The sequence below is a fragment of the Stenotrophomonas rhizophila genome, assembly GCF_000661955.1.
GTDB classification, from domain to species: Bacteria; Pseudomonadota; Gammaproteobacteria; order Xanthomonadales; family Xanthomonadaceae; genus Stenotrophomonas; species Stenotrophomonas rhizophila.
The window spans coordinates 3,548,776-3,575,410 of the sequence record NZ_CP007597.1; the positions used below are offsets into that span (position 1 = coordinate 3,548,776).

Below are 26,635 nucleotides of genomic sequence, written 5' to 3' on the forward strand. Positions count from 1 at the left end.
GCATGGCAATCGGCATCGATCGCCGCCCCGGCCGTCACAAACATGTCATGAAACCGTAGTCTACTGGGCTCAATCCCGGTCTGATAAGCAATACGGTGCGCACGTGCAGAAACGCATTCTGATCGTCGATGACGAACCCGCGATCCGCGAAATGGTCGCCTTCGCCCTCCGCAAGGGCGACTACGACCCCATCCATGCCGGCGATGCGCGCGAAGCGCAGACGGCGATCGCCGATCGCGTCCCCGACCTGATCCTGCTGGACTGGATGCTTCCGGGCACCAGCGGGCTGGACCTGGCCCGGCGCTGGCGCAAGGAGGCCCTCACCCGCGAGGTGCCGATCATCATGCTGACCGCGCGAGGCGAAGAGAACGATCGCGTCGGCGGCCTGGAAGCCGGTGTCGACGACTACGTGGTCAAGCCCTTCTCGGCCCGCGAACTGCTGGCCCGGATCCGCGCGGTGATGCGCCGCGCCCGCGACGATGACGAGGATGGCAGCGTGGCGGTCGGTTCGATCCGCATCGACGGCGCCGCCCACCGCGTGTTCGCTGGCGACCAGCCGGTGCCGATCGGCCCCACCGAATACCGCCTGCTGCACTTCTTCATGACCCACCCCGAGCGCGTCTATACCCGCGCCCAGTTGCTGGACCATGTGTGGGGCGGCAGCGTTTACGTGGAGGAACGCACCATCGACGTGCACATCCGCCGGCTGCGCAAGACGCTGGAACCGTTCGCGGCGGAAAACATGGTGCAGACCGTGCGCGGCGCCGGGTATCGCTTCTCCACCTCGACCTGATCACGGCGCTGCTTCTGCTAGGCTCAGGCAGCTGCAGCAGCGGGGCAGAGCCCCGCTCTACGCAGCGGGGTAGAGTCCCGCCCTACGCAGCGGGGTAGAGTCCCGCTCCACGTTTGGTAGCGGGGCAGCGCCCCGCTCTCCCCCGGATCACACCGGGGACCGCACTTTCCGCGAGACCGCAATGCCGCGCCACATCCGTTCTGCCTGGTTGAAGACACTGGCCACCCTCGCCCTGCTGCTGCTCGCCGCCGGCGTGCTGGGGCTGCTCACCGGCCATGTGTGGATGTGCATCGCGCTGGCGTCCATCGGCGCATTGGCCTGGCATTACTGGCGGCTGCGCCGGGTGCTGCGCCGGCTGACCGCCCGGCAGCGCTGGGACATGGGCGGCGGCAACGGCGTGTGGAACGAACTGGACCGCCTGCTGTACCGCAACCAGCTGGAAATGCGCACGCGCAAGCGGCGCCTGCTGGACATGCTGCGCAGCTACCGCGCCGCCGCCGCCGCCCTGCCCGACGCGGTGGTGGTGGTGGACCGCAACAGCCAGCGCGTGCAGTGGTTCAACGAAGCGGCCACCTCGCTGCTGGGCCTGCACCATCCCGGTGACCTGGGCGAGGCCCTGGTCGAGCGCCTGCAACCAATGCCGCTGGCCCACTGGCTGGCCGGCGGACGCAATGCCGAACCGATCCTGGACGTGCCTTCCCCGGTCGATCCGGCGATCCGGCTCAACCTGCGCCTGATTCCCTACTCGCCGGACTACTGGCTGCTGATCGCACGCGATGTGAGCAAGCTGCTGCGGCTGGAACAGGTGCGTCGCGACTTCGTGGCCAATGTGTCCCATGAACTGCGCACGCCGCTGACCGTGGTGCACGGCTACCTGGACATGATGGAGCCGGAGGACTTCCCCGGCACCGGCCCGATGCTGGAAGAGATGCGCAAGCAGTCCCAGCGCATGGCCCAGCTGGTCGAAGACCTGCTCACCCTGTCGCGGCTGGAATCGCAGGAACACACCGAAGAAGAGACCGTGGCGATGGCGCCGATGCTGGCCACGCTGCGCCGTGAGGCCGAGGCGCACAGCCAGGGCCGCCACCAGATCAGCGTGATCGACAGTGCCGGGGTCGACCTGCAGGGGTCCAACAAGGAACTGCACAGCGCCTTCTCCAACCTGGTCACCAACGCGGTGCGCTACACCCCGGCCGGTGGCCGGGTCGAAGTAGAGCTGGCGCGCGAGGGCCAGGGCGTGGTGCTCAGCGTGCGCGACACCGGTTACGGCATTCCCGCCACCCACCTGCCTCGCCTGACCGAACGGTTCTACCGGGTGTCCAGCAGCCGTTCGCGCGAAAGCGGTGGCACCGGCCTGGGCCTGTCGATCGTCAAGCACATCCTGGGCCTGCACCATGCACGCCTGGAGATCCAGAGCGAGGTCGGCAAGGGCAGCGTGTTTGCGTGCCACTTCGATGCCGACCACGTCCGCGAGCGCGCCGACGCGGCCTCCCTTTCCTCTTCCGAAGACCTTTCCGCATGAGCACTCTCGTTCCCATCGCCGTGCCTGTGGACAACGATCCACTGCGTGACCCGGCGCTGTACATCAACCGCGAGCTGTCGCAGCTGGATTTCAACTTCCGCGTGCTGGCCCAGGCGATGGACACGCAGGTGCCGCTGCTGGAGCGGCTGCGCTTCATGTGCATCTCCTGCACCAACTTGGACGAGTTCTTCGAGATCCGCGCCGCCGCGGTCCGCCATGCGCAGGAGTTCGGGCTGCCGCCGGCCCCGGATGGCATGACCCCGCAGGCGATTCTCAACGCGATCCACGATCGCGCCGCACAGCTGGTGGACCAGCAGTACCGCTGCTGGAATGAAACCCTGCGCCCGGCGCTGCACGACGCCGGCATCGACGTGCTTGGCCGGCACTCCTGGAACCACCGCCAGAAGCGTTGGCTGCGCGCCTATTTCCGCAACGAGATCATGCCGGTGCTGTCGCCGCTGGGGCTGGATCCGTCGCACCCGTTCCCGAAGATCCTCAACAAGTCGCTGAACATCGTGGTGGTGCTCAAGGGCACCGATGCGTTCGGCCGCGCCGGCCACCTGGCCATCGTGCGCGCGCCGCGCTCGCTACCGCGCATCATCCAGCTGCCGGAAAAACTCGGCGGCCCGCAGACCTATGTGTTCCTGTCCTCGGTGCTGTCCACGTTCGTCGACGAACTGTTCCCGGGCATGGAAGTCCAGGGCGCCTACCAGTTCCGCGTGACCCGCAATTCCGAACTGGTGGTGGACGAGGAAGAAGTGGAGAACCTGGCGCTGGCGCTGCGCGACGAGCTGGTCGACCGTGGCTACCGGCCGGCGGTGCGCCTGGAGATCGCGCAGGACTGCCCGCGCGACATCGTGCGCACGCTGCTGCAGAATTTCGGCCTGACCGAAAACGCGGTGTACCGCATCGACGGGCCGGTCAACCTCAACCGCGTGATCCAGCTGTACGACCTGCTGGCCCGCCCGGAACTGAAGTACCCCACCCTCAGCCCGCGCGTGCTGCGCGATGGCGACGGCATCTTCGACGTGGTGGCGCGCAAGGACGTGCTGCTTCACCATCCGTTCGATGCGTTCACCCCGGTGCTGGACCTGATCAAGCAGGCCGCGGTGGATCCCAACGCGCTGGCGATCAAGCAGACGCTGTACCGCACCGGCAAGGATTCGCAGATTGTCGATGCGTTGATCCAGGCCGCGCGCAACGGCAAGGACGTCACCGTGGTGGTGGAACTGCGCGCACGCTTCGACGAAGAGGCCAACCTGGGCCTGGCCGACCGCCTGCAGGAAGCCGGCGTGCAGGTGGTGTACGGCGTGGTGGGCTACAAGACCCACGCCAAGATGCTGCTGATCGTGCGCCGCGAGGGCCGCAAGCTGCGCCGTTATGTGCACCTGGGCACCGGCAATTACCACAGCGGTACCGCACGCGCGTATACCGACCTGAGCCTGATCACCGCCGACCCGGACATCGGCAACGACGTGCACCTGCTCTTCCAGCAGCTGTCCGGCCTGGCGCCGCGAACCAAGCTCAAGCGCCTGCTGCAATCGCCGTTCACCCTGCACCCCGGCCTGTTGCAGCGTATTGAACGCGAGACCCGCCTGGCCACCAGTGGTCGCCCGGGCCGGATCATCGCCAAGATGAACGCCCTCAACGAGCCGCAGGTGATCCGCGCGTTGTATGCCGCCTCCCAGGCCGGCGTGCAGATCGACCTGATCGTGCGGGGCGCCTGCACCCTGCGCCCGGGCGTGCCCGGGGTGTCGGACAACATCCGGGTGCGTTCGATCGTCGGCCGGTTCCTGGAGCACAGCCGTGTCTACTGGTTCGGCAACGATGGCGCCGCCGAGCTCTACTGCGCCAGTGCCGACTGGCTGGAGCGCAACCTGCTGCGCCGGGTGGAAACCTGCTTCCCGATCCTGGACCCGGAGCTGGCGCGCAAGGTCTACCGTGACGTGCTGCAGAACTACCTGGACGACAACCTCAACGCCTGGCAGCTGCAGGCCGACGGCAGCTACCGGAAGTGCACCCCGGACCACGACGAGCCGCCGCACGCGGCGCAGATGGCGTTGATGCAGGGCCTGTAGGTACCGACCGTTGGTCGGTACGCGTTGATAGCCCGAGTCGGTACGTTCTTGCGTGCCGACCAGCGGTCGGCACCTACCGGCCGGGCAGCCGCCTGCCCCCTTCGATGCGACCGGTCGTCGCAGCCTGCCCATGTGAAGGGCGCGCGGTGACTTCGCGACCCACCCTTCGGCTAACATTCGCAAATGCCGCATACCTCCACGACTCCGCCCGCCCTGCAGGATGGCGACCTGCTCGCCGCCATCGACCTGGGTTCCAACAGTTTCCACATGGTCATCGCGCGCTACACGCTCGGGCAGCTGCGGGTGGTCGACCGCCTGCGCGAGACCGTGCGCATGGCCGATGGCCTGGATGGCAAGGGCGGCCTGTCCGCCGAGGCGCGCCAGCGCGCGCTGGAATGCCTGGCGCGGTTCGGCCAGCGCATCCGCGCCATTCCCTCGGTCCGGGTGCGCGCGCTGGCCACCAACACCGTGCGCCAGCTGCGCTCGCCGCAGGCCTTCCTGATGCCGGCCGAGACCGCGCTCGGGCATGCCATCGAAGTGGTCAGCGGCCGCGAAGAGGCCCGCCTGATCTACCTGGGCGTGGCCCACGCGCAGCCGCCCAAGCCGGACCAGCGCCGGCTGGTGATCGACATCGGCGGCGGCTCCACCGAATTCATCATCGGCCAGGGCATGCAGACCCTGGAACGCGAAAGCCTGCAGGCCGGCTGCATCGCCAGCACGCGCCGGTTCTTCCCGGGCGGCAAGCTCAGCCGCAAGCGCTGGAAGGATGCGCTGACCGAGATCGGCGCGGAGTTCCAGCAGTTCGCCAACAAGTACCGGGCGCTGGGCTGGCACGAAGCGCTGGGCTCGTCGGGCACGCACAAGGCGATCAGCGAGATCTGCGCCACCATGAAGCTGAGCAAGGGCGCGATCACCGCCGAAGCCCTGCCGCAGCTGCGCGATGAGCTGCTCAAGGCCAAGCGCATCGAAGACATCAACCTGCCCGGGCTGTCGGCCGACCGCCGCCCGATCATCGCCGGCGGCATCCTGGTGCTGGAGGCGGCCTTCCAGGCGCTGGGCCTGCAGAAGCTGCTGGTCAGCAAGGCGGCCATGCGCGAAGGCATCCTGTACGACATCCTGGGCCGCGCCAGCGAAAACGACCTGCGCGACGAATCGGTGGCCGCGCTGACCCTGCGCTATGGCATCGACATCGTGCAGGCCGACCGCGTCGAGCACACCGCGATGAACCTGCTGGCCCAGGTGGAAGACAGCTGGGCGCTGGACCCCGACGACGCGCGCATGCTCGGCTGGGCCGCGCGCCTGCACGAGCTGGGCCTGATGATCGCCCACAGCGGTTACCACGTGCACGGCAGCTACGTGCTGGAGAACTCGGACATCGCCGGCTTCTCGCGGCAGGAACAGCAGCTGCTGGCCGCGCTGGTCCGCAGCCACCGCCGCAACATCTCCAAGTCGGCGTTCGAGGCGCTGCCCGAGCGCCTGCTGCAACCGGCACGGCGCATGACCGCGCTGCTGCGGCTGGCGGTGCTGCTCAACCGCGCCCACGAGGAAACCCCGATGCCGGCGCTGGAACTGACCGCCGACGACAGCCGCCTGGCGCTGATCCTGCCGCAGGCCTACATCGATGCGCGGCCGCTGCTGCGCGCCGACCTGATCGGTGAAACCGAGGGCATGGCCGGGCTGGGCGTGCAGTTCCGGCCGTTCGTGGCCTGAGTTCAGCGGCCCGCGCACCGCCGCGGGCCGCCCTTCCTGCGTCTTCTGTGCCGCGTGGCGGTACCGGGCGGCGGTAGTCCCCACCGTGTCCCCTTACCCTGCCCGCCCCACCCCGGCGGGCGGCGGCTTCGTCGTGGCCGTTTGCCAGCCGCTCCAGCGGCCGGGCGCGGGGGGATTTGCGCGGGAACCATGCCGCATTGCATCAAATTGCTACATTTCGACACAAACCGATACGTAGCTACTCCCGAACCGCCACGACAAGTCATTGCTTCTCTTGCAGTTTTGTCTCGCTCGTTAGAAGCCCGTGAGAATTTCTTCGCGGACTATTTACAAAGTATTAACGACCGAGACTATGATCAAGGAACCGGCCTTCACACGGTCGGATTTTTGGGGACGCGGGAACTTGGGCCCGCCGACTCTTTTTGATCCAGTTCCAAACGAGAGAGAGAGCCACATGAATTCACGCACCAACGTACTGGGGCAGGCGATCCGCTATGCCCTGGTCGCCGGCACCGCAGGCCTGATGGCCGCCCCGGCGATGGCACAGGACGCGCCGGCAGCAACCAACCTTGACCGCATCGAGATCACCGGTTCGCGCATCCGCCAGGTCGACGTGGAAACCGCCCAGCCGGTGCTGGCGCTGACCCGCATGGACATCGAGCGCCAGGGCTTCAGCTCGGTCTCGGACATCCTGCAGAACGTCACCGCCATGGGCAGCCCGACGATCAGCCGTGCCAACGTGCTGACCGCAGGTGAAAATGCCGGCGGTACCTACGTCGACATGCGCGGCCTGGGTACCCAGCGCACGCTGGTGCTGATCAACGGTCGTCGCCTGGGCATCAGCACCTCCGGCTACCAGGACCTGTCAGTCCTGCCGGTGTCGGCGATCGAGCGCATCGAGATCCTGAAGGACGGCGCCTCGGCCATCTACGGCTCCGACGCCATGGCCGGCGTGGTCAACATCATCACCCGCAGCAACGTCAACGGCGTGACCGCCAACGTCTACCACGGCCAGTACAGCGAAGGCGACGGCGCGCGTGACCGCTTCGACGTGGTCGCCGGCTGGTCCAACGACCGCTTCTCGGCCACGTTCGCCGCCGAGCATTCGGAAGAAAAGGCCGTGTGGGCGCGTGACCGCGGCTTCAGCCAGTACAGCAACACCGACCGCCACCCGACCGAAGGCTGGACCACCACCAGCCAGTGGGGCCAGTTCACCGGCCTGCGTGGCCCGGGCTGCACCGCGACCGCCGGCTGCGGCTACTCGCTCAACCGTGGCACCGATCCGACCAAGCCGGGCAACTACCACCTGACCAACCCGGCCGCGTTCACCGGCGACACCAGCAACACCAACGATCAGATGCACCTGAGCTATCCGATCAAGCGTGATTCGCTGTTCTTCTCCGGCCAGGCCAGCATCACCGAGAACATCAACTTCAAGACCGAGCTGGGCTACAACAAGCGCGAGTCGACCCGCGTGACCGCGGGCTACCCGCTGTCCTCCAGCACGCTGGGCAAGACCCCCGCCGAGGGCAACATGTCGGTGGACAGCTACTTCAACCCGTTCGGCAACAAGAACGGGTATGCCACCCCGACCTCGGTCGCCTGGAACCGTCGTACCTGGGAACTGCCGCGCGAAAGCACCAGCGAGCTGAAGACCAAGCGTGCGGTCGCCGCCTTCGACGGTTCGTTCGATCTGGGTGAGCGTTACTTCGACTGGGAAGTGGGCTACCAGTACAGCAAGAACGAGCTGACCCAGCACACCACCGGCAACCTGCACAAGCAGCGCGTCATCGATGCGGTCGGCCCGTCGTACCTGAACACCGCGACCGGCAAGGTCGAGTGCGGCAGCGCTGCCGCCCCGAAGGCCAACTGCATGGTATGGAACCCGCTGGTGCCGTACGGCGTGCAGAACCCGTACGGTCTGGACGGCAACCAGGCGCTGCAGGATTGGCTGTTCCCGGAAGAGAATGCTACGGGCGAAACCACGACCAAGAACTGGTTCGCCAACCTCAGCGGCAGCGCGTTCACCCTGCCGGCCGGTGACCTGGGCTTTGCATTCGGCCTGGAACACCGCGAAGAGAGCGGCAAGTTCACCCCGGACGCCCTGGCCCAGACCGGCGCGACCACCAATCTGGCCGCAGGCCCGACCGGTGGCGCGTACAAGGTCAAGGAAGCCTACCTGGAGTTGAACGTGCCGGTGCTGGCCGACCTGCCGGGTGCCAAGGAGCTGAGCTTCAGCGCCGCGACGCGTTATTCGGACTACAACACCTTCGGCGACACGCTCAACAGCAAGTTCGGCTTCAAGTGGCGTCCGCTGGACCAGCTGCTGGTCCGCGGTACCTGGGCGGAGGGCTTCCGCTCGCCGACCATCAACGACCTGTACGGTGGCGGCTCGGAAACCTTCCCGACCTTCAGCGATCCGTGCGACAGCGCATACGGTTCGGCCAAGAGCAGCAGCAGCGTGCGTGCACGTTGCGCGCAGGACATCGCCAACGTCGCCACGTTCCGCCAGCTGGACAGCACCAACAAGCCCACCTCCGGGTCGAGCGCTGCCAGCCCGGTCGCCTTCACCTCCGGCTCGAACCCCAACCTGCTGCCGGAAACCTCGACCAGCAAGACGCTGGGCGTGGTCTGGAGCCCGACCTTCATCAGCAACTTCAATGTGTCGCTGGACTGGTGGAAGATCCGCATCGACAACACGATCGTCTCCGACAGCCCGAATCAGATCCTGATCGACTGCTACGAGCAGAACATCGAGTCGCGTTGCGCCCGCTTCTCGCGTGATCCGGTCACCGGCATCGTCACCGGCCTGAAGTTCGGCAACCGCAATGCCGGTTTCGCCGAGACCGAAGGCTACGACATGGACCTGAGCTACCGTCTGGATACTGCCTACGGCAAGCTGAGCACCTCCTGGTCGACCACGTACGTGAGCTCGAACATCTACCGTTCGTCCAACGACGCGACGACCGTGCCGACCACCACCAACGGCATCGCCACCAACACCGGTATCGGCTTCCGCGTGCGTTCCAATGCGACCGTGGGCTGGGATCTGGAGAACTTCGGCATCAGCTGGAGCGCGCGTTACTACTCCGGCGTGAAGGAGCAGTGCCTGAGCCTGCTGAACCATCCGGACGAGTGCACCGATCCGAGCGTGTACGCACCGTGGTACAAGGGCTCGCGCAGCTACAACGAGCGTGGCTCGGTCACCTTCCACGACGTGCAGGCCCGCTACAAGCTGCCGTGGAACGCCACCGTGTCGATCGGCGCCAACAACGTGTTCAACCGTCTCGGCCCGGTGATGTACACCAAGCCGAACTCGGTGTACTCGTACTACGGCGGTTTCGACATCGGTCGCTTCGTGTACATGCAGTACAAGCAGCAGTTCTGATCGCTGCCCGGTAATACCGCAACACCCAACCACGGCCCTTCGGGGCCGTGGTTTTTTTTGGTTCTTCGCCCATCTGCGGGGCAGGCAGAAACGTGCCTTGATGCTTTCCCGGCACACAGCCGGCGGCGGATCGGGCGCTGGGCCCCCATGCCCTTTCCGGCGACGCCCCCGGCGTCGGCCTGCGGCCGCCACCTCCTCCTTTATTTCGCCTCCAAGGGCATGGGGACCCAACGCCCGACCCACCGACCACCGTCAAAAAAAGCGTGGCGTCCACCTGCGCACCGCAAGCCGAGCCCCGTAGCAGCCGGTAGGCGCCTGGGCAAAATAAAGGAGGAGGCCGCCCCGCGGCCGGGGGACATTTGCGCCAGGGGCCTACCGGCTGCTACGGGGCCCTCACGCGCGCGACCGCCCCGATCGGGGACGCCAGCCGATCCAAACTGCGCGTGCAGAAGCTGGGGGCGTCATCGGCCGGTCATGCGCGCGTCATGGGCGCTACATCGCGCGCGCCCAGCATGGCCACATACCGGAGGCCCGCCATGCGCTATGCCATCGTCACTGAAACGTACCCCCCCGAAGTCAACGGCGTTGCCCTGACCGTGCAGGGGCTGGAACAGGGACTGCGCGCGGCTGGCCACCAGGTGGACCTGGTACGCCCGCGCCAAGCCACCGAAGCCGACACCGAGGAAGGCACCCTGCTGGTGACCGGGGCCGGGCTGCCGCGCTACCCCGGCCTGCGTTTCGGGCTGCCCGCGCCCAAGCGCCTGGCCCGGCAATGGCAGCTGCAGCGCCCCGATGCGATCTACATCGCCACCGAAGGCCCGTTGGGCTGGTCCGCACTGCGCACCGCGCGCCGGCTCGGCATCCCGGTCGCCAGCGGCTTCCACACCCGCTTCGACGAGTACCTGCCCGACTACGGCGTGGCCTGGCTGCAGGCCGCTGCGCTGCGCTGGATGCGGCGCTTCCACAACCAGGCCGATGCCACCCTGGTGCCCACCCAGGAACTGCAGCAGTTCCTGGGCGAACAGGGCTTCGACCGCGTGCGCCTGCTGGCCCGTGCGGTGGACAGTAGCCAGTTTGAACCACCGCGGCGCGACCCCGCACTGCGCGAGGAATGGGGTATCGATGGCAACGGCTTTGCGGCGATCTACGTGGGCCGCATCGCGCCGGAAAAGAACCTCGGCCTGGCGGTGAAGGCGTTCCGCCGCCTGCAGCAGATACGCCCCAAGGCGCGCTTCATCTGGGTGGGCGATGGCCCCTCGCGCGAAAAACTGGCGCATGAAAATCCCGACTTCATCTTCTGCGGCGTGCAGCGCGGCGACGCGCTCGCGCGCCACTTCGCCAGCGGCGACCTGTTCCTGTTCCCCAGCCGCAGCGAGACCTTCGGCAACGTCACCCTCGAAGCGATGGCCAGCGGCGTGGCCACCGTGGCCTTCGATTACGGCGCGGCACGCGAATACCTGCGCACCGATGAGAACGGCATGGCGGTGAACACCGACAGTGAGTTCGTCGCTGCCGCGCTGCAGCTGGCCGGCGACGATGTGCTGCGGGCCCGGCTGGGCCGCAACGCGGCCACCGCCATGAAACGGCTGCATCCACAGCAGGTGGTGGCCGAATTCGATGCCTTGTTGTCCGAACTGGCCACGGCCCGGAGGCCCCATGCCGACCACGCCGCTTGACGCCCTGCGCGGGCACGAGACCCGCTGGTGCCGCCGCGCCAACCACTACTGCAGGCGCCGCCGGGTACGCCGCGCGTTCGCCGTGGTCAGCCGGCTGGGCGACGGGGTGTTCTGGTATGCGCTGATGGCCGCACTGGTGCTGCTGGACGGGTTTGAAGGGCTGCAGGCCTCGCTGCACATGGCCGCCACCGGGCTGATGGCGTTGCTGCTGTACAAGGGTCTCAAACGCTGGACCCGACGCCCGCGCCCGTATGCCGCCGACCTGCGCATCCGCGCCTGGGTCGCGCCGCTGGATGAATTCAGTTTCCCTTCCGGGCACACCCTGCACGCGGTGTCGTTCACCATCGTCGCCCTGGCCTACTACCCGTGGCTGGCACCGCTGCTGGTGCCGTTCACCGCCGCGGTGGGGCTGTCCCGGGTAGTGCTGGGCCTGCACTATCCCAGCGATGTGCTGGCGGCCACGGCAATTGCGACAGCCCTGGCCGGCGCGAGCCTTCGGTGGTTGCCGCTGCCGCTGTAACCTGGGGTGCAGGCCGCAGCAGAGCCGCCCGACCCGTTTTACAATGCGCGCATGACCACGCTGTTCATTTCCGATCTGCACCTGGACCCGAGTCGTCCAGCCATCACCGAGCTGTTCCTGGCGTTCCTGCGCGATGAAGCGATGCAGGCCGACGCGCTGTACATCCTGGGCGACCTGTTCGAAGCCTGGATCGGCGATGACACGCCCTCGGCCGCCGCCGACGCGGTGGCCGACGCGCTGCATGCCGTGTCCGATGCCGGCGTGCCGGTGTACTTCATCCGCGGCAACCGCGACTTCCTGGTCGGCAACGACTACGCGCGCCGTGCCGGCTTCCGCATCCTGCCCGACCCCAGCGTGATCGACCTGTACGGCCGCCCGGTGCTGCTGCAGCACGGCGACCTGCTGTGCACCGACGACGTGGCCTACCAGCAGTTCCGCGCGCAGACCCGCGACCCGGTGTTCCAGGCGCAGTTCCTGTCCCAGCCGCTGGCCGCGCGCATCGCCTTCGCGCAGAAAGCGCGCGATGCCAGCCAGGCGCGACAGTCGGAAATGAAGCAGGACGACCGCGCCAGCTTCGAGACCGTCACCGACGTGGCACCGGCCGAAGTGGAGGCCACCTACGTGCGCCACGGCGTGGACACCATGATCCACGGCCACACCCACCGCCCGGCGATCCACGCGCTGCAGGTCGGCGATCGCCCGTGCACCCGGATTGTCCTGGGTGACTGGTATGAACAAGGGTCGGTGCTGCGCGTGACCGCGCAGGGCTGGAGCCTGGACACGCTGGCGCGCTGAGCCGATAAAGGATCACGGATGATCGACCGTCCACCGGCCCTGCTGCTGGCCACGCTGCTTTCGCTGGGCACGCCTGTGGCAGCCAGCGCCGCCCCCGCCGAAGCCACTGCGTCACCCCAGGTGGAACAGATCCGCCCCGACCCGCACGCGCCGCAGGTGGGCAGCGGCCCGCACCGGTACCAGTTCGTGCTGCGCGACACGGTCAGCGCCGCACCGGCCGCGTTGCGGCCGTTCGCGCTGTCGCACACCGCGTTCGACCTGCCGTTCGTGGCCGCAGAGAAGGATGTTTACCAGGGCATCACCGATGCGCAGGGACGCACGCCCGTGTTCGCGTTCGAACAGGCGCCTCCCGCGCAGGGCTGGGTGCTGCTGGAACGCTTTGGCAGCGGCCCCTATGGCGAACGCATGCGGCTGCAGGCCAGCGATGGCGAGGGCGTTGGCGCGATGGCCTACGAGCTGGTGGTCTGTGGCAAAACCCCGCGCCTGTATCGCGGCGTGACCACGGCCGAGGGCGACACCGCGTATACGGCCACCAGTGCGATCGTGAACCTGTTGCTCTTCATCGATGCCGACAGCACCGCCGCCGGGGGCGACAAGACCGCCGGTCGGATCGAGGCCGGCGATGGCCAGACCGCGCTGCGGCGCTGCCGTCCCGACGCGGCAGATCCCGCCTGACCCAAGGTGCCCTGCCCGCCACCGCAGCGCGCGGTGGCAGGCAGGGCGTTGGCCAGCATCAGCGGAAGGCGGCCACCGCGGCCTTGGTGTTGACCAGCACGCGCTGGTTGTCGGCGCTGCTGGCAATGCCCATCGGCACGCCGTTGTAGTTGATGTTCGGGTTGGACCAGAAGTTCAGGCGCGGGCAGCCCGCCGTGCATGCGTAGGCCATGATCGTGCGCCAGCGCGAACCGCTCGACGGCTCGTAACGGTAGCCGTGGCCATACGCGTACGGCGAGGTGCTCGGGTCGGTGGCGATGTCGTGGCGCGCACTCTGCAGGTGGCCGATTTCATGAGCGAAGGAGTAGTAGCCGGTGGCGCAGTCCCAATGCACCGCCGCGAACGCGGTGGCGGCGGTGGAGCCGATGCCGGAGGCCAGGCCGCACGAGCTGGCGTTGTTGATCACCAGCACGGCGACGTCGGCGCGGGTGGTGTTGCGGCTGGTGTGGATGCTGTCCATCACCCCGTCGCTGGTGTTGCGGAAACGCGACAGGTCGGTGGAGAAGCTGCTTGATTCCACATAGGGGGTGGTCTCGTAACCGGCCAGCTGCAGGGTGATGCCCACGTTGCTGTTGACGTAGCCCTGGTTCGATTCGGCCACCGCCAACTGCACCAGCGACTGCATGTTGCCGCCGTACGCGGCCACCGCGCCGTTGGTGGCCACCACCAGCACCCGGATGGTGGCCGGCGTTCCCGATGACGCCGCCGCGATACCAGCGCGGTCGCTGACCGGCATGGCCACCTGCGGCAGGCTGTTGTAGTCGGCCGGGTGGTCGGCCGGCATGCGCGACTCGTCCACTTCCACCAGCACATGGCGGCCATCGCTGAGCGGGCGCAGGCGGTACAGCTGGCCGTCCTTGCGGATGGAGCCAGTCACCGTGTCGCCGTTACGCACCAGGATCACCGAATTGGCCGGGTCGTTGGCCGCCGCCCGCGCGCCCAGCTTGGCGCTGCGCGACTGCAGCTGGCCGTACCAGACGCTGCCGCCGTCCGGCAGGGCCTCGACGCGTTGCTGCAGCGCCTGCACCGGCGTCCCCAGCAGCTCGAACTCGAGCTGCCGCTGGCCAGCATTGACCGCTGCGGCATCGATCCGTACCTCCTGCACCGCGGCAGTGGACGCAGCCGACAGCACCGCCTGCGCGGCGGGCTGGTTGGCACTGCCGGCACGGCTCAGCACCGTGACCGGTTCGAACAACGGGGCGGCGCTGGCAGCGCCTGCCGCCGCCATGCACAACGTGATCACACCTGCGGCCTTGCTCATCGATCTGGACATCGTGTCGTCTCTCTCTGAGTGGAAAACGGGGTGGACATCGTGGTTACGGTGCTGCCCCTGCGAGCGGGCCCGCCCATATGGCTCCACTTGATCGCGTGAATTCAATAGACAAGGTCGATCACTTTTCCGAACTGTGACCGCCGACCTCGCGGTTCAGCGACGTCGCGTCCGTGTCGTTTTCGCGCTAACGTCGTCCCATCCACTGGGAACAGACGGCCATGGCAGGACAGCCCCCTCCGGTACCCACGGCGACGCTGTCGCTGCAGATCGGCCTGTTCTTCGACGGCACCCGCAACAACGCCGACAACCTGTTGCGCGCGTCACGCCCGCCCGGCAGCACCACGCCCACCGCACGACCACCGGCGCCGCTGGTGGCCGATGACGCCTCGCCGTACCAGAGCCGGCTGACCAGCAGCTACAGCAACGGGCTGACCAACATCGCGCGGCTGCATGCGTTGTATCCCGACGACCGCGCGCAGCGGGCGCGCGGCCCGGTGGTGTCGCTGGCGATCTACATCGAGGGCGCCGGCACCCGCACCGGCACCGATGACGACCTGATGGGCCTGGCCTTCGGCATCGGGCGCACGGGGGTGCGCGCCAAGGCGCGGCGGGCGCTGGACGAACTGCTGCCCGATGCACTGCGGGCGCTGGCGCGTACCCATCCGCAGGCGGTGCTGGAAACGCTGCATATCGACCTGTTCGGTTTTTCGCGTGGCGCGGCGTCCGCACGCGATGCGCTCAATCGGCTCAACCGCGCCGACGGCCGCGCGTGGTTGCGCGAGCAGGTGCACCGCACCGGCTGGCAGGTGGCCAACGAGGCGACCGTCCCCGCGCGGCCGGCGCGCTTTGTCGGGCTGTTCGATACGGTGGTGGCAATCAACCCGCAGCAGCGCGACGAACTGCCCGATGTCGCGCTGCCGGCCGGGTGCGCCGCCAAGGTACTGCAGATTGCCGCGCGCGACGAACACCGTTACCACTTCGCGCTGACCTCGGTGGCGCCGCAGCATGAAGAGATCGCCCTGCCCGGCGTGCACGCCAACATCGGCGGCGGCTACGACCAGCGCATCGAAGGGCCCAAGCTGTTGACCCGCCCGCTTGGCCAGCGCGTTACAGGGCACGGCCTGGCCGACACCGAGGTGCCGCCGCTGCACCTGCTGCAGGGCACCCAGGTGTATCGGCAGGCGCTGGCGGCGTGCCAGCGTTGGCAAGCCGCGCTGGGATTGGGCGATGACGCGGTGTGGGTGGATGTGTGGCACCGCTGGCAGGCGCAGCGGGTGGCCGGCAGTGCCAGCGTGCTGCCGCAGTGGGTGCTGTATGCGCATGCGGCGGTGGTGTTGAAGCGCGACATCGACGGGCGCTACCAGTGGGTGGCCTTGCGGCTGATGCAGCAGCGTGCGGCCGCGGCCGGCGTGCGCTGGTTGGCCGATGCCGATGACGTGGCCGCGCTCACCCTGCCCGACGTGCTAGTGCCGATCACAGCGCGGCTGTTGTCGGGCCAGGCGTTGGATGCGGCACAGGAACAGCTGCTGCGGCAGCACTACCTGATGCAGTCGGCGCATTGGAATTTCGATGCGCTCGGCGATACCGCGCTGTTGTACGCCGCCGATGAAGGCACGCGTGAATTGCCGTATCGCCCCGGACCGGGGCTGTTCTACATCAACCGGCCGACCGAGGACGGCAAACGCGTGGTGTTGCCAAACGCGTGATTTACGTGCAGCCATCCAACGTGATGCGCCAGCCACCAAACGTGATGCGCCAGCCACCCATGGGGTGGCTCTACCGGGGCGCGTGATGCGGTAGAGCCACCCCATGGGTGGCTGCACCATGTTGGGTGGCCGCACCCGGTGTGGGGTTACCGCACCGGGCCGCTGGTGCGGCCGGCCTGCTCGATGAGGTTGGCCAGTTCTTCTTCGTCGAACCCGGCCAGCAGGCGCGCCTCCAGGTTGAAGGGGCCGTAGAGGAAGCCGCCGGCGTACTCGTTCAACAGCGCGATGAAGCGTTCGCGCGGTTCGACCCGGGCGCGCTTGCAGTACCAGTGATACCAGCGCGACCCGGCCGCCACGTGCGCCACTTCCTCGCGCAGGATGATCTCCAGCACATCGGCGGTGGCGTGGTCATTGGCCGACCGCAGTTTGTTGATCATGCCCGGGGTGACATCCAGCCCGCGGGCCTCCAGCACGCGCGGCACCAGCGCCATCCGCGACAGCCCATCGTGCGCGGTCTTCTCGCACATTTCCCACAGGCCGTTGTGCGCGTCGAAATCCCCGTAATCGAACCCCAGCGCCTGCAGCCGCCCGTGCAACAGCATGAAATGGCGCGACTCGTCGTCGGCCACGCTCACCCAGTCGGCATGGAACGCACCGGGCAGGCCACGGAAGCGGTACACCGCATCCCAGGCCAGGTCGATGGCATTGAGTTCGATATGGGCGATGGCATGGATGAACGCCGCGCGCCCCTCCACACTGCCCAGCCCGCGCTTGGGCAGGTCGCGCGGGTGCACCAGGTGCGGCCTGGACGGCCGGCCCGGCATGCGGATCGGCGCGGGCGGTGCGGCATCGGCGCGAGCCTTGAGCTGGCCCGCGCGGAACTGCACCGCGTAGGCCTGGGTCAGCGCGACTTTATGCAGCGGGTCCGTTGCGGCCAGGCACTGCTGCGCGGCACGCAGCAGGTCACCGGCCGCCTCCAGCGGCAACTGCTCGGCCATCGGTGCACCCTCAGGCGCGGCGCTTGTGCTTGGCATCGTCCGAGCGCAACTGCTGGATGCGCTCGAAGTACCCCGGCTCGATACCGGTCGGGTAGACGCCGTTGAAGCACGACGAATCGAAGGCCTTCAGCTCCGGGTTGCCTTCGCGCACCGCCGCTTCCATGTCTTCGATGTCCTGGTAGATCAACCAGTCGCAGCCCAGGTGCTTTTCGATGTCTTCGATGCTGCGGTTGTGCGCCACCAGTTCTTCGGCGGCCGGCATGTCGATGCCGTAGATGTTGGGGTAACGCACCGGCGGCGCTGCGCTGGCCAGGTACACCTTGCGCGCACCGGCGTCGCGCGCCATCTGCACGATCTGCTGGCTGGTGGTGCCGCGCACGATCGAGTCATCCACCAGCAGCACCACGCGGTTGCGGAACTCCAGGTGGATCGGGTTGAGCTTGCGGCGCACCGATTTCACGCGCTCGCCCTGCCCCGGCATGATGAAGGTGCGGCCGATGTAGCGGTTCTTGATGAAGCCTTCGCGGTACTTCACCCCGAGCGTGTTGGAGATCTCCAGCGCGGCGTCGCGCGAGGTGTCCGGGATCGGGATGATGGTGTCGATGTCGTGATCCGGGCGCAGGCGCAGGATCTTCTCGCCCAGCTTGATGCCCATGCGCATGCGCGCCTTGTGCACCGACACGTTGTCGATCATCGAATCGGGACGTGCGAAGTACACGTATTCGAAGATGCACGGGCTGTGCTCGGCCGGCTCGGCGCAGACTTCGGAGAACAGCTCGCCACGCGCGGTGATGACCAGCGCTTCGCCCGGGCGCACGTCGCGCACGCGCTGGAAGCCCAGTACGTCCAGCGCGGCCGATTCGGAGGCCACGATGTACTCATCGCCTTCGGCGTGGGCGCGCTTGCCCAGCACCAGCGGCCGGATGCCATGCGGATCGCGGAAGGCGACCAGGCCCAGGCCCAGCACCACGCTGATCACCGCATAGCCGCCCTTGACCCGGCGGTGCACGCCGGCCACGGCGCGGATCGCCGCTTCCGGGGTGAGCTGGCGCTGCGCGTCCAGTTCGTAGGCGAACACGTTCAACAGCACTTCGCTGTCCGAATCGGTGTTGACGTTGCGACGGTCCTGTTCGAACACCTGCTGGCGCAGGGCTTCGGTATTGATCAGGTTGCCGTTGTGGGCCAGCGCGATGCCGTACGGCGAGTTCACGTAGAACGGCTGCGCCTCGTCCATGCCTTCCGAACCGGCGGTCGGGTAGCGCACGTGGGCGATGCCGACGCGGCCTTCCAGGGTCGACATCCGCTTGGCGTCGAACACGTCGCGGACCAGGCCATTGGCCTTCTGCACGCGCAGCCGCGTGCCGTCGGCGGTGGCGATGCCGGCCGCGTCCTGGCCACGATGCTGGAGGACGGTCAGGCCGTCATACAACTGCCCGGCGACGTTCTGGTTGCCGACGATTCCGACGATGCCACACATGGTGCGAATCTCCGCTGGGCTGTGCCCATCTACAGTGAAGGTGGCCGTGCCTGGCCGGGGGACCCGTTCCGTGCCGGAACAGGCTGATCCGGGCGCACGCGCGCCGGATCGTTGTGCTGCGAGGAACCTGGGCTGCCGCTGCGCGCCCCCACGTCGGTGGGGTCTCCCGCCTGCTGCGGGGTTTCATCCAGTGGTCGCGGCCATCCGCGCCCTGCCAGCAATCCGCCAAGCACGCCATTATCGCCTGTCAGGCCCGGCTTGCCCAACTCCGCGCTGGGCAGTTGCGCCGCATTCACCTCCGGCAACGCCGCCGGCAGACCGGCCAGGCCCTGCAGGGCGTCCACGCCGGGCAGCTGCGGCAGCTCGGGCATGCCCGGCATGCGCGCCTGCAACCAGGCCACGCCGGGGTCGAGCACGCCCCGCAGTTGCGAGTCGCGCCAGCTGGGTTCATTGGCCATCGGGGTGTAGGACGCCGCCAGCAACAGCACGCAGCCGATCACCGCGCCCCGGGCCACGCCCAGTACCCCGCCCAGCAGGCGGTCGGCACCGTTGAGGCTGGTGGCCCGTACCAGCTGGCGGATCACCAGGCCGATGGCCCACACCGCCACCATGACCAGCAGGAACACCGACACATAGCCGGCGATCACATGGCCGGTGCCGGGTTCGGCCGACGCTGCCCACCAGGCGGCCGCGTCCTGCCCGAAGACCAGCGCGGCCCAGCCGCCCAGCACCCACGACGCCAGGCTGATGACGATGCTGACGAAGCCGCGCAGCACGCCGAGCAGTGCCGACAGGGCGATCACCACCAGCAGGGCGATATCGATCATGCGCGCCCCCGGCACCGGGGCCGTGCAGGCTCAGGGCGCGCGGACGCGTGCGGCATCAGGGATGCGGCCGGACCATGCCTGCCACGCCCACCTTGGACGCCACCTGGGCCTTGAGGTTTTCGGCGTCGGCGCGGTTGGCGACCGGACCGACACGGACGCGGTTGAGCGTGCCCTTGTCGGTGCGTACCTGTTCCACGAACGCGCTGAACCCGGCCGCGCGGACCTTGTCGCGCAGCGCATTGGCTTCGGCGGCCTGGCCGAACGCGCCCAGCTGCACGGCGAACCCGATGCTGCTGGCGGCCGGCGCCGCCGGGGTGGCCACCGGCTTGGCGGCGGCGGTTGCCGCCGGATCCGGCTTGGCCGGCTCGGGCTTGGCCGGGGCCGGCTTGGGCTCGGGCTTGGGCGCCACCGGCTTGGTCGCGGCGACCGGCTCCGGCGGCAGCGCTTCAGTCTTGACCGTGGCGCTGGACGGCGCAGCAGCCGCGCTGGACGCAGTGACAGGGGCGGCAGTGGCAGCCGGCGTCGGCGTCGGCGTCGGCGTCGGGGCAGCGGCCACGGCCGTGTCGGCGCGCGCATCCAGCGTCACTACTTCGGCCTTGACGTCATTGCGCACCTTCACCGCCTGCAGGCGGGCAGCTTCGGCCTGGGCGCGATCGGCATACGGGCCGACGCGCACGCGCCACGCCTGGCGGCCATTGATGGTGGCCGGCTCGGCAAACCCGGGCAGCTGCGATTTTTTCAGGTAGGCGATCACCGCGTCGGCATCGGCCTGGCTGCCATAGGCGCCAAAGCTGACCGCGAAGTTGCCGGCCGCCACGGCGGGCGAGGTATCGGCTGCGGCGGCCGCCGGCGGGGCGTCCACGCCATCCTGCAGCGGCTGGGTGGTCGATGCCCCCTGCAGGCCTGTGGCCGCACCGGTGGGCGCGACCAGGGGCAGTTCGCGGGTTTCGAACTGGCCGTCCGACGGCGCTGCCGGCGCACTGATGGGCACGCTGGCCACGCCACTGTCAGGCGCGGGGCCTTTGACCAGCATGGGCAGGAAGATCACAGCCAAAGCCACCAGAACGATGGCACCAATCAGTCGCTGTTTCAGAGGAGTATCCACGGAAGGCAGGCAGGGCGGCGCGGCGGAATGCCACGGCGATTATACGGGTGTCGGCGTGAGCGGCGACGGCGGCGGCTGAACGGCCGCAGCGCGATGAGAAGGGTGGCTCAGTCCGCTGCGTCCAGCCACTGCAGCGCCTGTGCGGCAGTATGGAACGAGCCGAACACCAGCACCCGGTCGCCCGCGGCGGCGGCAGCCAGCGCGGCCTCCAGCGCATCGGCCACGGTGGCGTGCTGCTGGGCAGCGGCCGCGGCGGTGTCGAGCAGGCGTGCCTGCAGCGCCTGCGCGCTCTGCGCGCGGGCACCGTCCAGGCCGGCCAGGTGCCAGTCATCGACCTGCCCACCCAGCGCTTCGACCACGCCGGCCGCATCCTTGTCCTGCAGCGCGGCAAACACCGCCCGGGTGCGCCCGGCCACCGGTGCGGCCTTCAGTGCAGCCGCCAGTTCGCGCGCGGCCTGCGGGTTGTGGCCCACATCCACCAGTACGTCCACGTCGTTGCGTTGCACGCTCTGCAACCGGCCGCGGATGCGCGCATGGGCCACGCCTTCGGCGATGGCCGCGCGCGGCAACGGCTTGTCCAGCGTACGCAGCGCGGCGATCGCCGAGGCGGCATTGCGCAGCTGGATCGGCCCGCGCAGTGCCGGCGTCGGTAATTCAATGCTGAACCCCACATCGCGCCAGCGCCACTGCTGTGCGTCGATGACGTCAGCGAAGAAATCGCTGCCGCCGCGGATCGCGTTGGCCCCCAGCAGGTAGGCCCGTGCGAGCACGCTGGACGGCGGATCGGTTTCGCCCAGGATCACCGGCTTCCAGCCGCGGATGATGCCGGCCTTCTCCACGCCGATCGCTTCGCGGTCCTCGCCCAGCCACTCGCTGTGGTCGATGTCCACGGTGGTGATCACCGCGACGTCGCTGTCGACGATGTTGACGGCGTCCAGGCGGCCGCCGAGGCCGACTTCCAGCACCGCCAGGTCCAGCCCGGCCTGTCCGAACAGGTACAGCGCGGCCAGCGTGCCGTACTCGAAATAGGTCAGCGTGGTGCTGCCGCGTGCGTCTTCGATCGCATTGAACGCGGCCATCAGCGCCTCGTCCGTGACGTCCTGCCCATCGATGCGCACGCGCTCGTTGTAACGCAGCAGGTGCGGCGAGGTGTACGCGCCCACCTTCCAGCCGGCGGCCCGCGCGATCGCCTCGATGAAGGCCACCGTGGAGCCCTTGCCGTTGGTGCCGCCCACGACCACGGTGTGCGCGCCCGGCTGTGCCAGCCCCAATGCCTGCGCGACGCTGCGCACGCGCTCCAGGCCCATGTCGATGGTGGCCGGGTGCTGCTGCTCGATATGGCTGAGCCAGGCGGAAAGGGTCTGCGGTCGGGCGGTGGTCATGGGCATTGGATCAGTGAGGCGAACGACGGAATGGGACGCGGGACGGTTACAGCGCGCGGTGCTTGGCTTCGCCGAAGAACGGGGTGTGATGCGCGCAGTCGTTCAGGCGCACCAGTTCGAGCTGGTCCAGGTCGGCACCTTCGAGCAGGTTCAGCGTGGTCGGGGCCTGGCGGAAGGTCCACAGGCGCGACAGCGGCAGGCCGAGGATGCGGCACAGGATCACGCGGTTGACCGCATCGTGGGCGACCACCAGCAGGGTGTCGTGCTCGCCCAGGCCTTCGGCGGCACGCGCCAGGCCACGCCAGCTGCGCTCCAGCACCAGGCGCAGCGATTCGCCACCGGGCATCAGCACGGTATCGGGCTCGTCGCGCCAGGCCTGCAGGCGCGACGGATCTTTTTCATGGATTTCACTAGCCAGCAGCCCTTCCCACTCACCGTGCGCGATCTCCTGCAGCTCCGGTTCGGTCAGCAGCATCGACGCACGCTCGGCACCCAGCGCCAGCTGCGCGGTACGCTGCGCACGCGACAGCGGCGATGCCACCGCGCGGGTGATATCCACCGACTTCAGGCGCTCCCCGAGGGCCTGGGCCTGGGCTTCGCCGATCGGCGACAACGGGATATCGATCTGGCCCTGGTAACGGCCTTCGGCATTCCACGGCGTTTCACCGTGGCGGGCAAGCAGGATGCGCATGCGTACTGGGAGTCCTTGGGGGGAGGAAGGCTGTCGCAATCGTTCACATGACGTGAATGAGCGCGCAGCACCGCATGATACCCGGTAGATGCCGACCGTTGGTCGGCATGCCGCCTGGGCCCTGAACCGCCTGCATGCCGACCCACGGTCGGCATCTACCCGGATGGGTGCGGGTCGGCATCTGTCGCCGGTAGGTACCGACCGTTGGTCGGTACGCGCGGCACGCCCGATCCCCCCAACGAAAAACCCCGCGACTTTCGTCGCGGGGTTTTGGGGGTCACTTCGCCAGATTCAGCTCTTTCAGCAGCTGCGGCGCGGGCGCTACTTCCTGCATGATCCACTGCATGTAGCGGCTGTCCACCGCGATCATGCGGGTCATCACCGGGTCGAACACCCAGTTGGAGCTCACCGACTCCCAGTTGCCGTCGAAGGCCAAGCCCACCAGCTTGCCGTGCGCATCCAGCACCGGCGAGCCGGAGTTGCCGCCGGTGATGTCCAGGTTGGACAGGAAGTTCACCGGCACCGAGCCGATCCGCTTGTCTTCCAGGCCGCCATAGCGCTTGGCCTTGACCGCATCCAGCAGCGCCTTGGGCGAGTCGAACGGATCCACGCCGGTTTCTTTGGCGGCCACGCCTTCCAGGGTGGTGAACGGGGTGTAGTTCACGCCGTCCTTGCCATAGCCCATCACGTTACCGAAGGTGATGCGCAGCGACAGGTTGGCATCGGGGTAAACGAAGCCGCCCTTGCTCTTCTTGTAGTCCGCCACGGCCTGCAGGTACAGCGGGCGGGCGGTCAGCGATTCGCCTTCGCGGATCTTCTTCTGCTCTTCCTGCTTGAGCAGCGAGGGCATCGCCGCTACGGCGTACTGGATCGCCGGATCGGTGCTGGCTTCGAAGGCGGCGCGGTCGGCCTTGAACCAGGTCAGGCGCTTGTCCAGGCTGCCCAGTTCGGTCCCGCCCAGCTTGGCCACCAGCCCCTTCACCGCAGCGGCATCACTGCCGGCCAGCCACGTGTTGAGCACGTCGTTGCTGCGCTGATCGGCCGGCAGGGCGACGTACTGGTCCAGCCAGTAGGTCTGCAGCTGCTGGTCCATCTTCGCCACGTAGCGGCGATCCATCTGCTTCAGGCCGCCTTCGATGGTGGTCAGGTCGCGCTCCTGGAAGCCCGCTTCGCGCTCGGCATCCGGCTTGGCGCGCTCGATCGACAGGCGGTACAGCGAAAGGGCCGCGCCCACCGCCGAGGTGCTGTTGAACTGGCTCACGAACAGGTCGCGCTCGCGCGTGGCCTTGCTGGTATCCAAGTGCTTGATCAGCTGCGCGTGCGCGGCCAGCGCCGGCTTGCCTGCCGCGCCCTGCTGCTTCAGCCAGGCCAGCACGGCCGCTTCTTCGGCCTTCTTCTGGCCGGCAGCGTCGATGCGCTTGAAGCCTTCCAGCTGGCCGACGTAGTTCTTGGCCACGTTGTTCATGCTGGCCGCGGTGGCGGCGTACTTCACCTTGATGTCGGCGTCGGCCTTGCCGGCTTCGTCGATCATCTTCAGCACCGCGTTGTAGTGCTGGGCGATGGTCGGGTAGGTCCAGCCCGCAGTTTCGTTGAACTCACCGGCCAGCGCATAGCGGTTGGTGCGGCCCGGGTAGCCGGCCACCATCACGAAGTCGTCGGCACCCAGCGGCTGGTCGGCGAATTTCAGGAAGTGCTTGGGCTGGTAGGGCACGTTGTCGGCCGCGAAGGCCGCCGGCTTGCCGTCCTTGCCCACGTAGGCGCGGTAGAACGAGAAATCGCCGGTGTGGCGCGGCCACATCCAGTTGTCGACGTCGCCGCCGAACTTGCCCACGCTGCCCGGGGGCGCATAGACCAGGCGCACGTCCTTGATTTCCATGTTGCGGAACAGGCGGTAGGTGTTGCCACCGGAGAAGCTGAAGAGGCGGCAGCGGAAACCGGCATCGGCCTCACACGCGGCGGTCTGCGCCTTGTCGAACGCATCCAGCGCGCGGGTGCGGGCCAGCGGGTCCTTGCCGGCGGCGGCGATCGCGGCCTTGGCCTGCGCGGTCACGTCGGTGATCTGGTCGAGCACGAACACGCGCGCGTTCGGGCCGGCGCTGAGTTCATCCTTCAGGGTCGGCGCGTTGAAGCCGTCCTTGATCAGGTTCTTCTCGGCGGTCGAGTTCAGCTGGATCGCGCCGTACGCGCAATGGTGGTTGGTCACCACCAGGCCCTGCGGGGACACGAAGCTGGCCGTGCAGCCGCCCAGTGCCACCACCGCGCCCATCGGGTCGCCGGTGAGGTTGGAGATCTGCTCGGCGGACAGCTTCAAGCCCGCCTGCTTGAGCGGCCCGGCAATCTCCGGCAGCTGCTGCGGCACCCACATGCCTTCAGCGGCATGGGCGACCTGGACCAGCCCAAGGCTGGCGACGACGGAGAAAGCGAGCAGGTTCGAGCGCATTGAGCAGCCCCTGGTGAAAGAACCGCCGAGTGTAGCCCAGCCCCCTGCCCCGGCCCGAAGCCCGGAAGTCATGGGGCGCGCCAGCCGGGCAGGCGGGCGGCCCTGCCAGCCGGGCAGAGCCCGGCTCTACGCCCCCCCGCGCTTGCGACACGCTGTCCGGAGGGGGCGGGGCCACCCTGGCCGGGACCGTTGGCGCCATGGATGGCGCCAATCGAGCACCATGGATGGGCTTTGGCGTGTCCCGGCCAGGGTGGCCCCGCCCCCTTCCCACGGAAAAGGGAGGCGCTGCAACCGCCCCCAAACCACCCGCAATGCAACATGGGAAAACCGCCCGCGGCCCTATAATCCGCGTTTTCCCCCAGACGAGTTCCACCCCGATGGCGCAGCAAACAATGAAGGCCCTGGTCAAGCGTGAAGCCGCCAAGGGCATCTGGCTGGAAGAAGTTCCGGTCCCCACCCCGGGCCCGAACGAGGTCCTGATCAAGCTGGAAAAGACCGCCATCTGCGGTACCGACCTGCACATCTACCTGTGGGACGAATGGAGCCAGCGCACCATCAAGCCCGGCCTCACCATCGGCCACGAATTCGTCGGCCGCATCGCCGAGATCGGCCCCGGCGTCACCGGCTATGAAGTCGGCCAGCGCGTCTCGGCTGAAGGCCACATCGTCTGCGGCCACTGCCGCAACTGCCGTGGCGGCCGCCCGCACCTGTGCCCCAACACCGTCGGCATCGGCGTCAACGTCAACGGTGCCTTCGCCGAATACATGGTGATGCCGGCCAGCAACCTGTGGCCCATCCCCGACCAGATCCCGTCCGAGCTGGCCGCCTTCTTCGATCCGTACGGCAACGCCGCGCATTGCGCGCTGGAGTTCAACGTCATCGGCGAAGACGTGCTCATCACCGGCGCCGGCCCGATCGGCATCATCGCCGCGGGCATCTGCAAGCACATCGGTGCGCGCAACGTGGTGGTCACCGACGTCAACGACTTCCGCCTGAAGCTGGCCGCGGACATGGGTGCCACCCGCGTCGTCAACGTGTCCAACACCTCGCTCAAGGACGTCATGAAGGACCTGCACATGGAGGGCTTCGACGTCGGCCTGGAAATGAGCGGCAACCCGCGCGCCTTCAACGACATGCTCGACTGCATGTACCACGGCGGCAAGATCGCCATGCTCGGCATCATGCCCAAGGGCGCCGGCTGCGACTGGGACAAGATCATCTTCAAGGGCCTGACCGTACAGGGCATCTACGGCCGCAAGATGTACGAGACCTGGTACAAGATGACCCAGCTGGTGCTGTCCGGCTTCCCGCTCGGCAAGGTGCTCACCCACCAGCTGCCGATCGACGACTTCCAGAAGGGCTTTGACCTGATGGAACAGGGCAAGGCCGGCAAGGTCGTGCTGAGCTGGAACTGAGGCAGCGCGGTCACGGCCCACGGGCGTGACCTGCCGCGGCGGCGGTCGTGACACGACCGGCGATTGCGGCGTGCCCTCGGTAGCTACCGACCGCTGGTCGGTACACGCCCGCAAACGAAAAAGGC

At 68.1% G+C, this 26,635-nt stretch carries 19 protein-coding genes; 11 read left to right on the plus strand and 8 right to left on the minus strand.

What is annotated here, in order from left to right; all coding sequences use genetic code 11:
- Positions 1–103 precede the first annotated feature (103 nt).
- The 9 genes from phoB to DX03_RS15515 all read left to right on the plus strand — a co-directional run bounded on the left by phoB (position 104) and on the right by DX03_RS15515 (position 13,157).
- The gene (phoB, locus tag DX03_RS15475) at positions 104–793 is read left to right on the plus strand and encodes a phosphate regulon transcriptional regulator PhoB (protein WP_038690178.1); all 690 of its coding nucleotides are present in this window, start codon (positions 104–106) and stop codon (positions 791–793) included.
- A 181-nt stretch (positions 794–974) separates the two neighbouring features.
- Complete coding sequence (phoR, locus tag DX03_RS15480; protein WP_038690180.1) at positions 975–2,315, plus strand: phosphate regulon sensor histidine kinase PhoR; 1,341 nt, start codon at positions 975–977, stop codon at positions 2,313–2,315.
- Positions 2,312–4,393 (plus strand): polyphosphate kinase 1, encoded by a 2,082-nt coding sequence (gene ppk1 / locus DX03_RS15485; protein WP_038690182.1) that lies wholly within the window; start codon positions 2,312–2,314, stop codon positions 4,391–4,393. The genes phoR and ppk1 overlap by 4 nt, the downstream gene beginning before the upstream one ends.
- A gap of 183 nt (positions 4,394–4,576) precedes the next feature.
- A complete protein-coding gene (gene ppx / locus DX03_RS15490) occupies positions 4,577–6,103 on the plus strand; it encodes an exopolyphosphatase (protein ID WP_038690184.1) in 1,527 nt (508 codons plus the stop codon).
- Between the two features lie 454 nt (positions 6,104–6,557).
- Positions 6,558–9,491, plus strand: coding sequence for a TonB-dependent receptor domain-containing protein (locus DX03_RS15495; RefSeq protein ID WP_038690186.1), 2,934 nt, complete (start codon positions 6,558–6,560; stop codon positions 9,489–9,491).
- A gap of 536 nt (positions 9,492–10,027) precedes the next feature.
- Positions 10,028–11,167 carry a glycosyltransferase family 4 protein gene (locus DX03_RS15500; protein WP_038690188.1) on the plus strand — a complete coding sequence of 380 codons (1,140 nt, stop codon included), beginning with the start codon at positions 10,028–10,030 and terminating at the stop codon, positions 11,165–11,167.
- Positions 11,148–11,687, plus strand: coding sequence for a phosphatase PAP2 family protein (locus tag DX03_RS15505; protein WP_038690190.1), 540 nt, complete (start codon positions 11,148–11,150; stop codon positions 11,685–11,687). Before DX03_RS15500 ends, DX03_RS15505 begins: the two co-directional genes overlap by 20 nt.
- Before the next feature lie 51 nt (positions 11,688–11,738).
- Positions 11,739–12,482: a UDP-2,3-diacylglucosamine diphosphatase gene (lpxH, locus tag DX03_RS15510; protein WP_038692461.1), complete on the plus strand. Its 744-nt coding sequence runs from the start codon at positions 11,739–11,741 to the stop codon at positions 12,480–12,482.
- A gap of 18 nt (positions 12,483–12,500) precedes the next feature.
- Positions 12,501–13,157 carry a hypothetical protein gene (locus DX03_RS15515; protein WP_038690192.1) on the plus strand — a complete coding sequence of 219 codons (657 nt, stop codon included), beginning with the start codon at positions 12,501–12,503 and terminating at the stop codon, positions 13,155–13,157.
- 58 nt (positions 13,158–13,215) lie between these two features.
- Here the strand turns inward: DX03_RS15515 and DX03_RS15520 are convergent, their stop codons facing one another.
- Entirely contained in the window at positions 13,216–14,469 is a 1,254-nt protein-coding gene (locus DX03_RS15520; RefSeq protein WP_038690194.1) for a M12 family metallo-peptidase, read from the minus strand.
- Between the two features lie 218 nt (positions 14,470–14,687).
- Here DX03_RS15520 and DX03_RS15525 point away from each other — a divergent pair, with 218 nt between their 5' ends.
- Positions 14,688–16,175, plus strand: coding sequence for a DUF2235 domain-containing protein (locus DX03_RS15525; protein ID WP_051598884.1), 1,488 nt, complete (start codon positions 14,688–14,690; stop codon positions 16,173–16,175).
- A gap of 146 nt (positions 16,176–16,321) precedes the next feature.
- Here the strand turns inward: DX03_RS15525 and DX03_RS15530 are convergent, their stop codons facing one another.
- The 7 genes from DX03_RS15530 to DX03_RS15560 all read right to left on the minus strand — a co-directional run bounded on the left by DX03_RS15530 (position 16,322) and on the right by DX03_RS15560 (position 25,095).
- Positions 16,322–17,173: a ferritin-like domain-containing protein gene (locus DX03_RS15530; protein ID WP_038690196.1), complete on the minus strand. Its 852-nt coding sequence runs from the start codon at positions 17,171–17,173 to the stop codon at positions 16,322–16,324.
- A gap of 10 nt (positions 17,174–17,183) precedes the next feature.
- Positions 17,184–18,650, minus strand: a complete 1,467-nt coding sequence (gene purF / locus DX03_RS15535) for an amidophosphoribosyltransferase (protein ID WP_038690198.1) — start codon at positions 18,648–18,650, stop codon at positions 17,184–17,186.
- Positions 18,651–18,679: 29 nt separating this feature from the next.
- A complete protein-coding gene (locus DX03_RS15540; RefSeq protein ID WP_038690200.1) occupies positions 18,680–19,477 on the minus strand; it encodes a CvpA family protein in 798 nt (265 codons plus the stop codon).
- Positions 19,478–19,532: 55 nt separating this feature from the next.
- The gene (locus DX03_RS15545) at positions 19,533–20,582 is read right to left on the minus strand and encodes an SPOR domain-containing protein (RefSeq protein ID WP_038690202.1); all 1,050 of its coding nucleotides are present in this window, start codon (positions 20,580–20,582) and stop codon (positions 19,533–19,535) included.
- A gap of 107 nt (positions 20,583–20,689) precedes the next feature.
- Complete coding sequence (gene folC / locus DX03_RS15550) at positions 20,690–21,964, minus strand: bifunctional tetrahydrofolate synthase/dihydrofolate synthase (RefSeq protein ID WP_038690204.1); 1,275 nt, start codon at positions 21,962–21,964, stop codon at positions 20,690–20,692.
- Positions 21,965–22,010: 46 nt separating this feature from the next.
- The gene (locus tag DX03_RS15555) at positions 22,011–22,655 is read right to left on the minus strand and encodes a histidine phosphatase family protein (protein WP_038690206.1); all 645 of its coding nucleotides are present in this window, start codon (positions 22,653–22,655) and stop codon (positions 22,011–22,013) included.
- A 277-nt stretch (positions 22,656–22,932) separates the two neighbouring features.
- Positions 22,933–25,095 (minus strand): S46 family peptidase, encoded by a 2,163-nt coding sequence (locus tag DX03_RS15560; protein ID WP_038690208.1) that lies wholly within the window; start codon positions 25,093–25,095, stop codon positions 22,933–22,935.
- A 392-nt stretch (positions 25,096–25,487) separates the two neighbouring features.
- On the opposite strand from DX03_RS15560, the gene tdh reads away from it, so the two are divergent.
- Positions 25,488–26,510 carry an L-threonine 3-dehydrogenase gene (gene tdh, locus DX03_RS15565; RefSeq protein WP_038690209.1) on the plus strand — a complete coding sequence of 341 codons (1,023 nt, stop codon included), beginning with the start codon at positions 25,488–25,490 and terminating at the stop codon, positions 26,508–26,510.
- Positions 26,511–26,635: the final 125 nt, after the last annotated feature.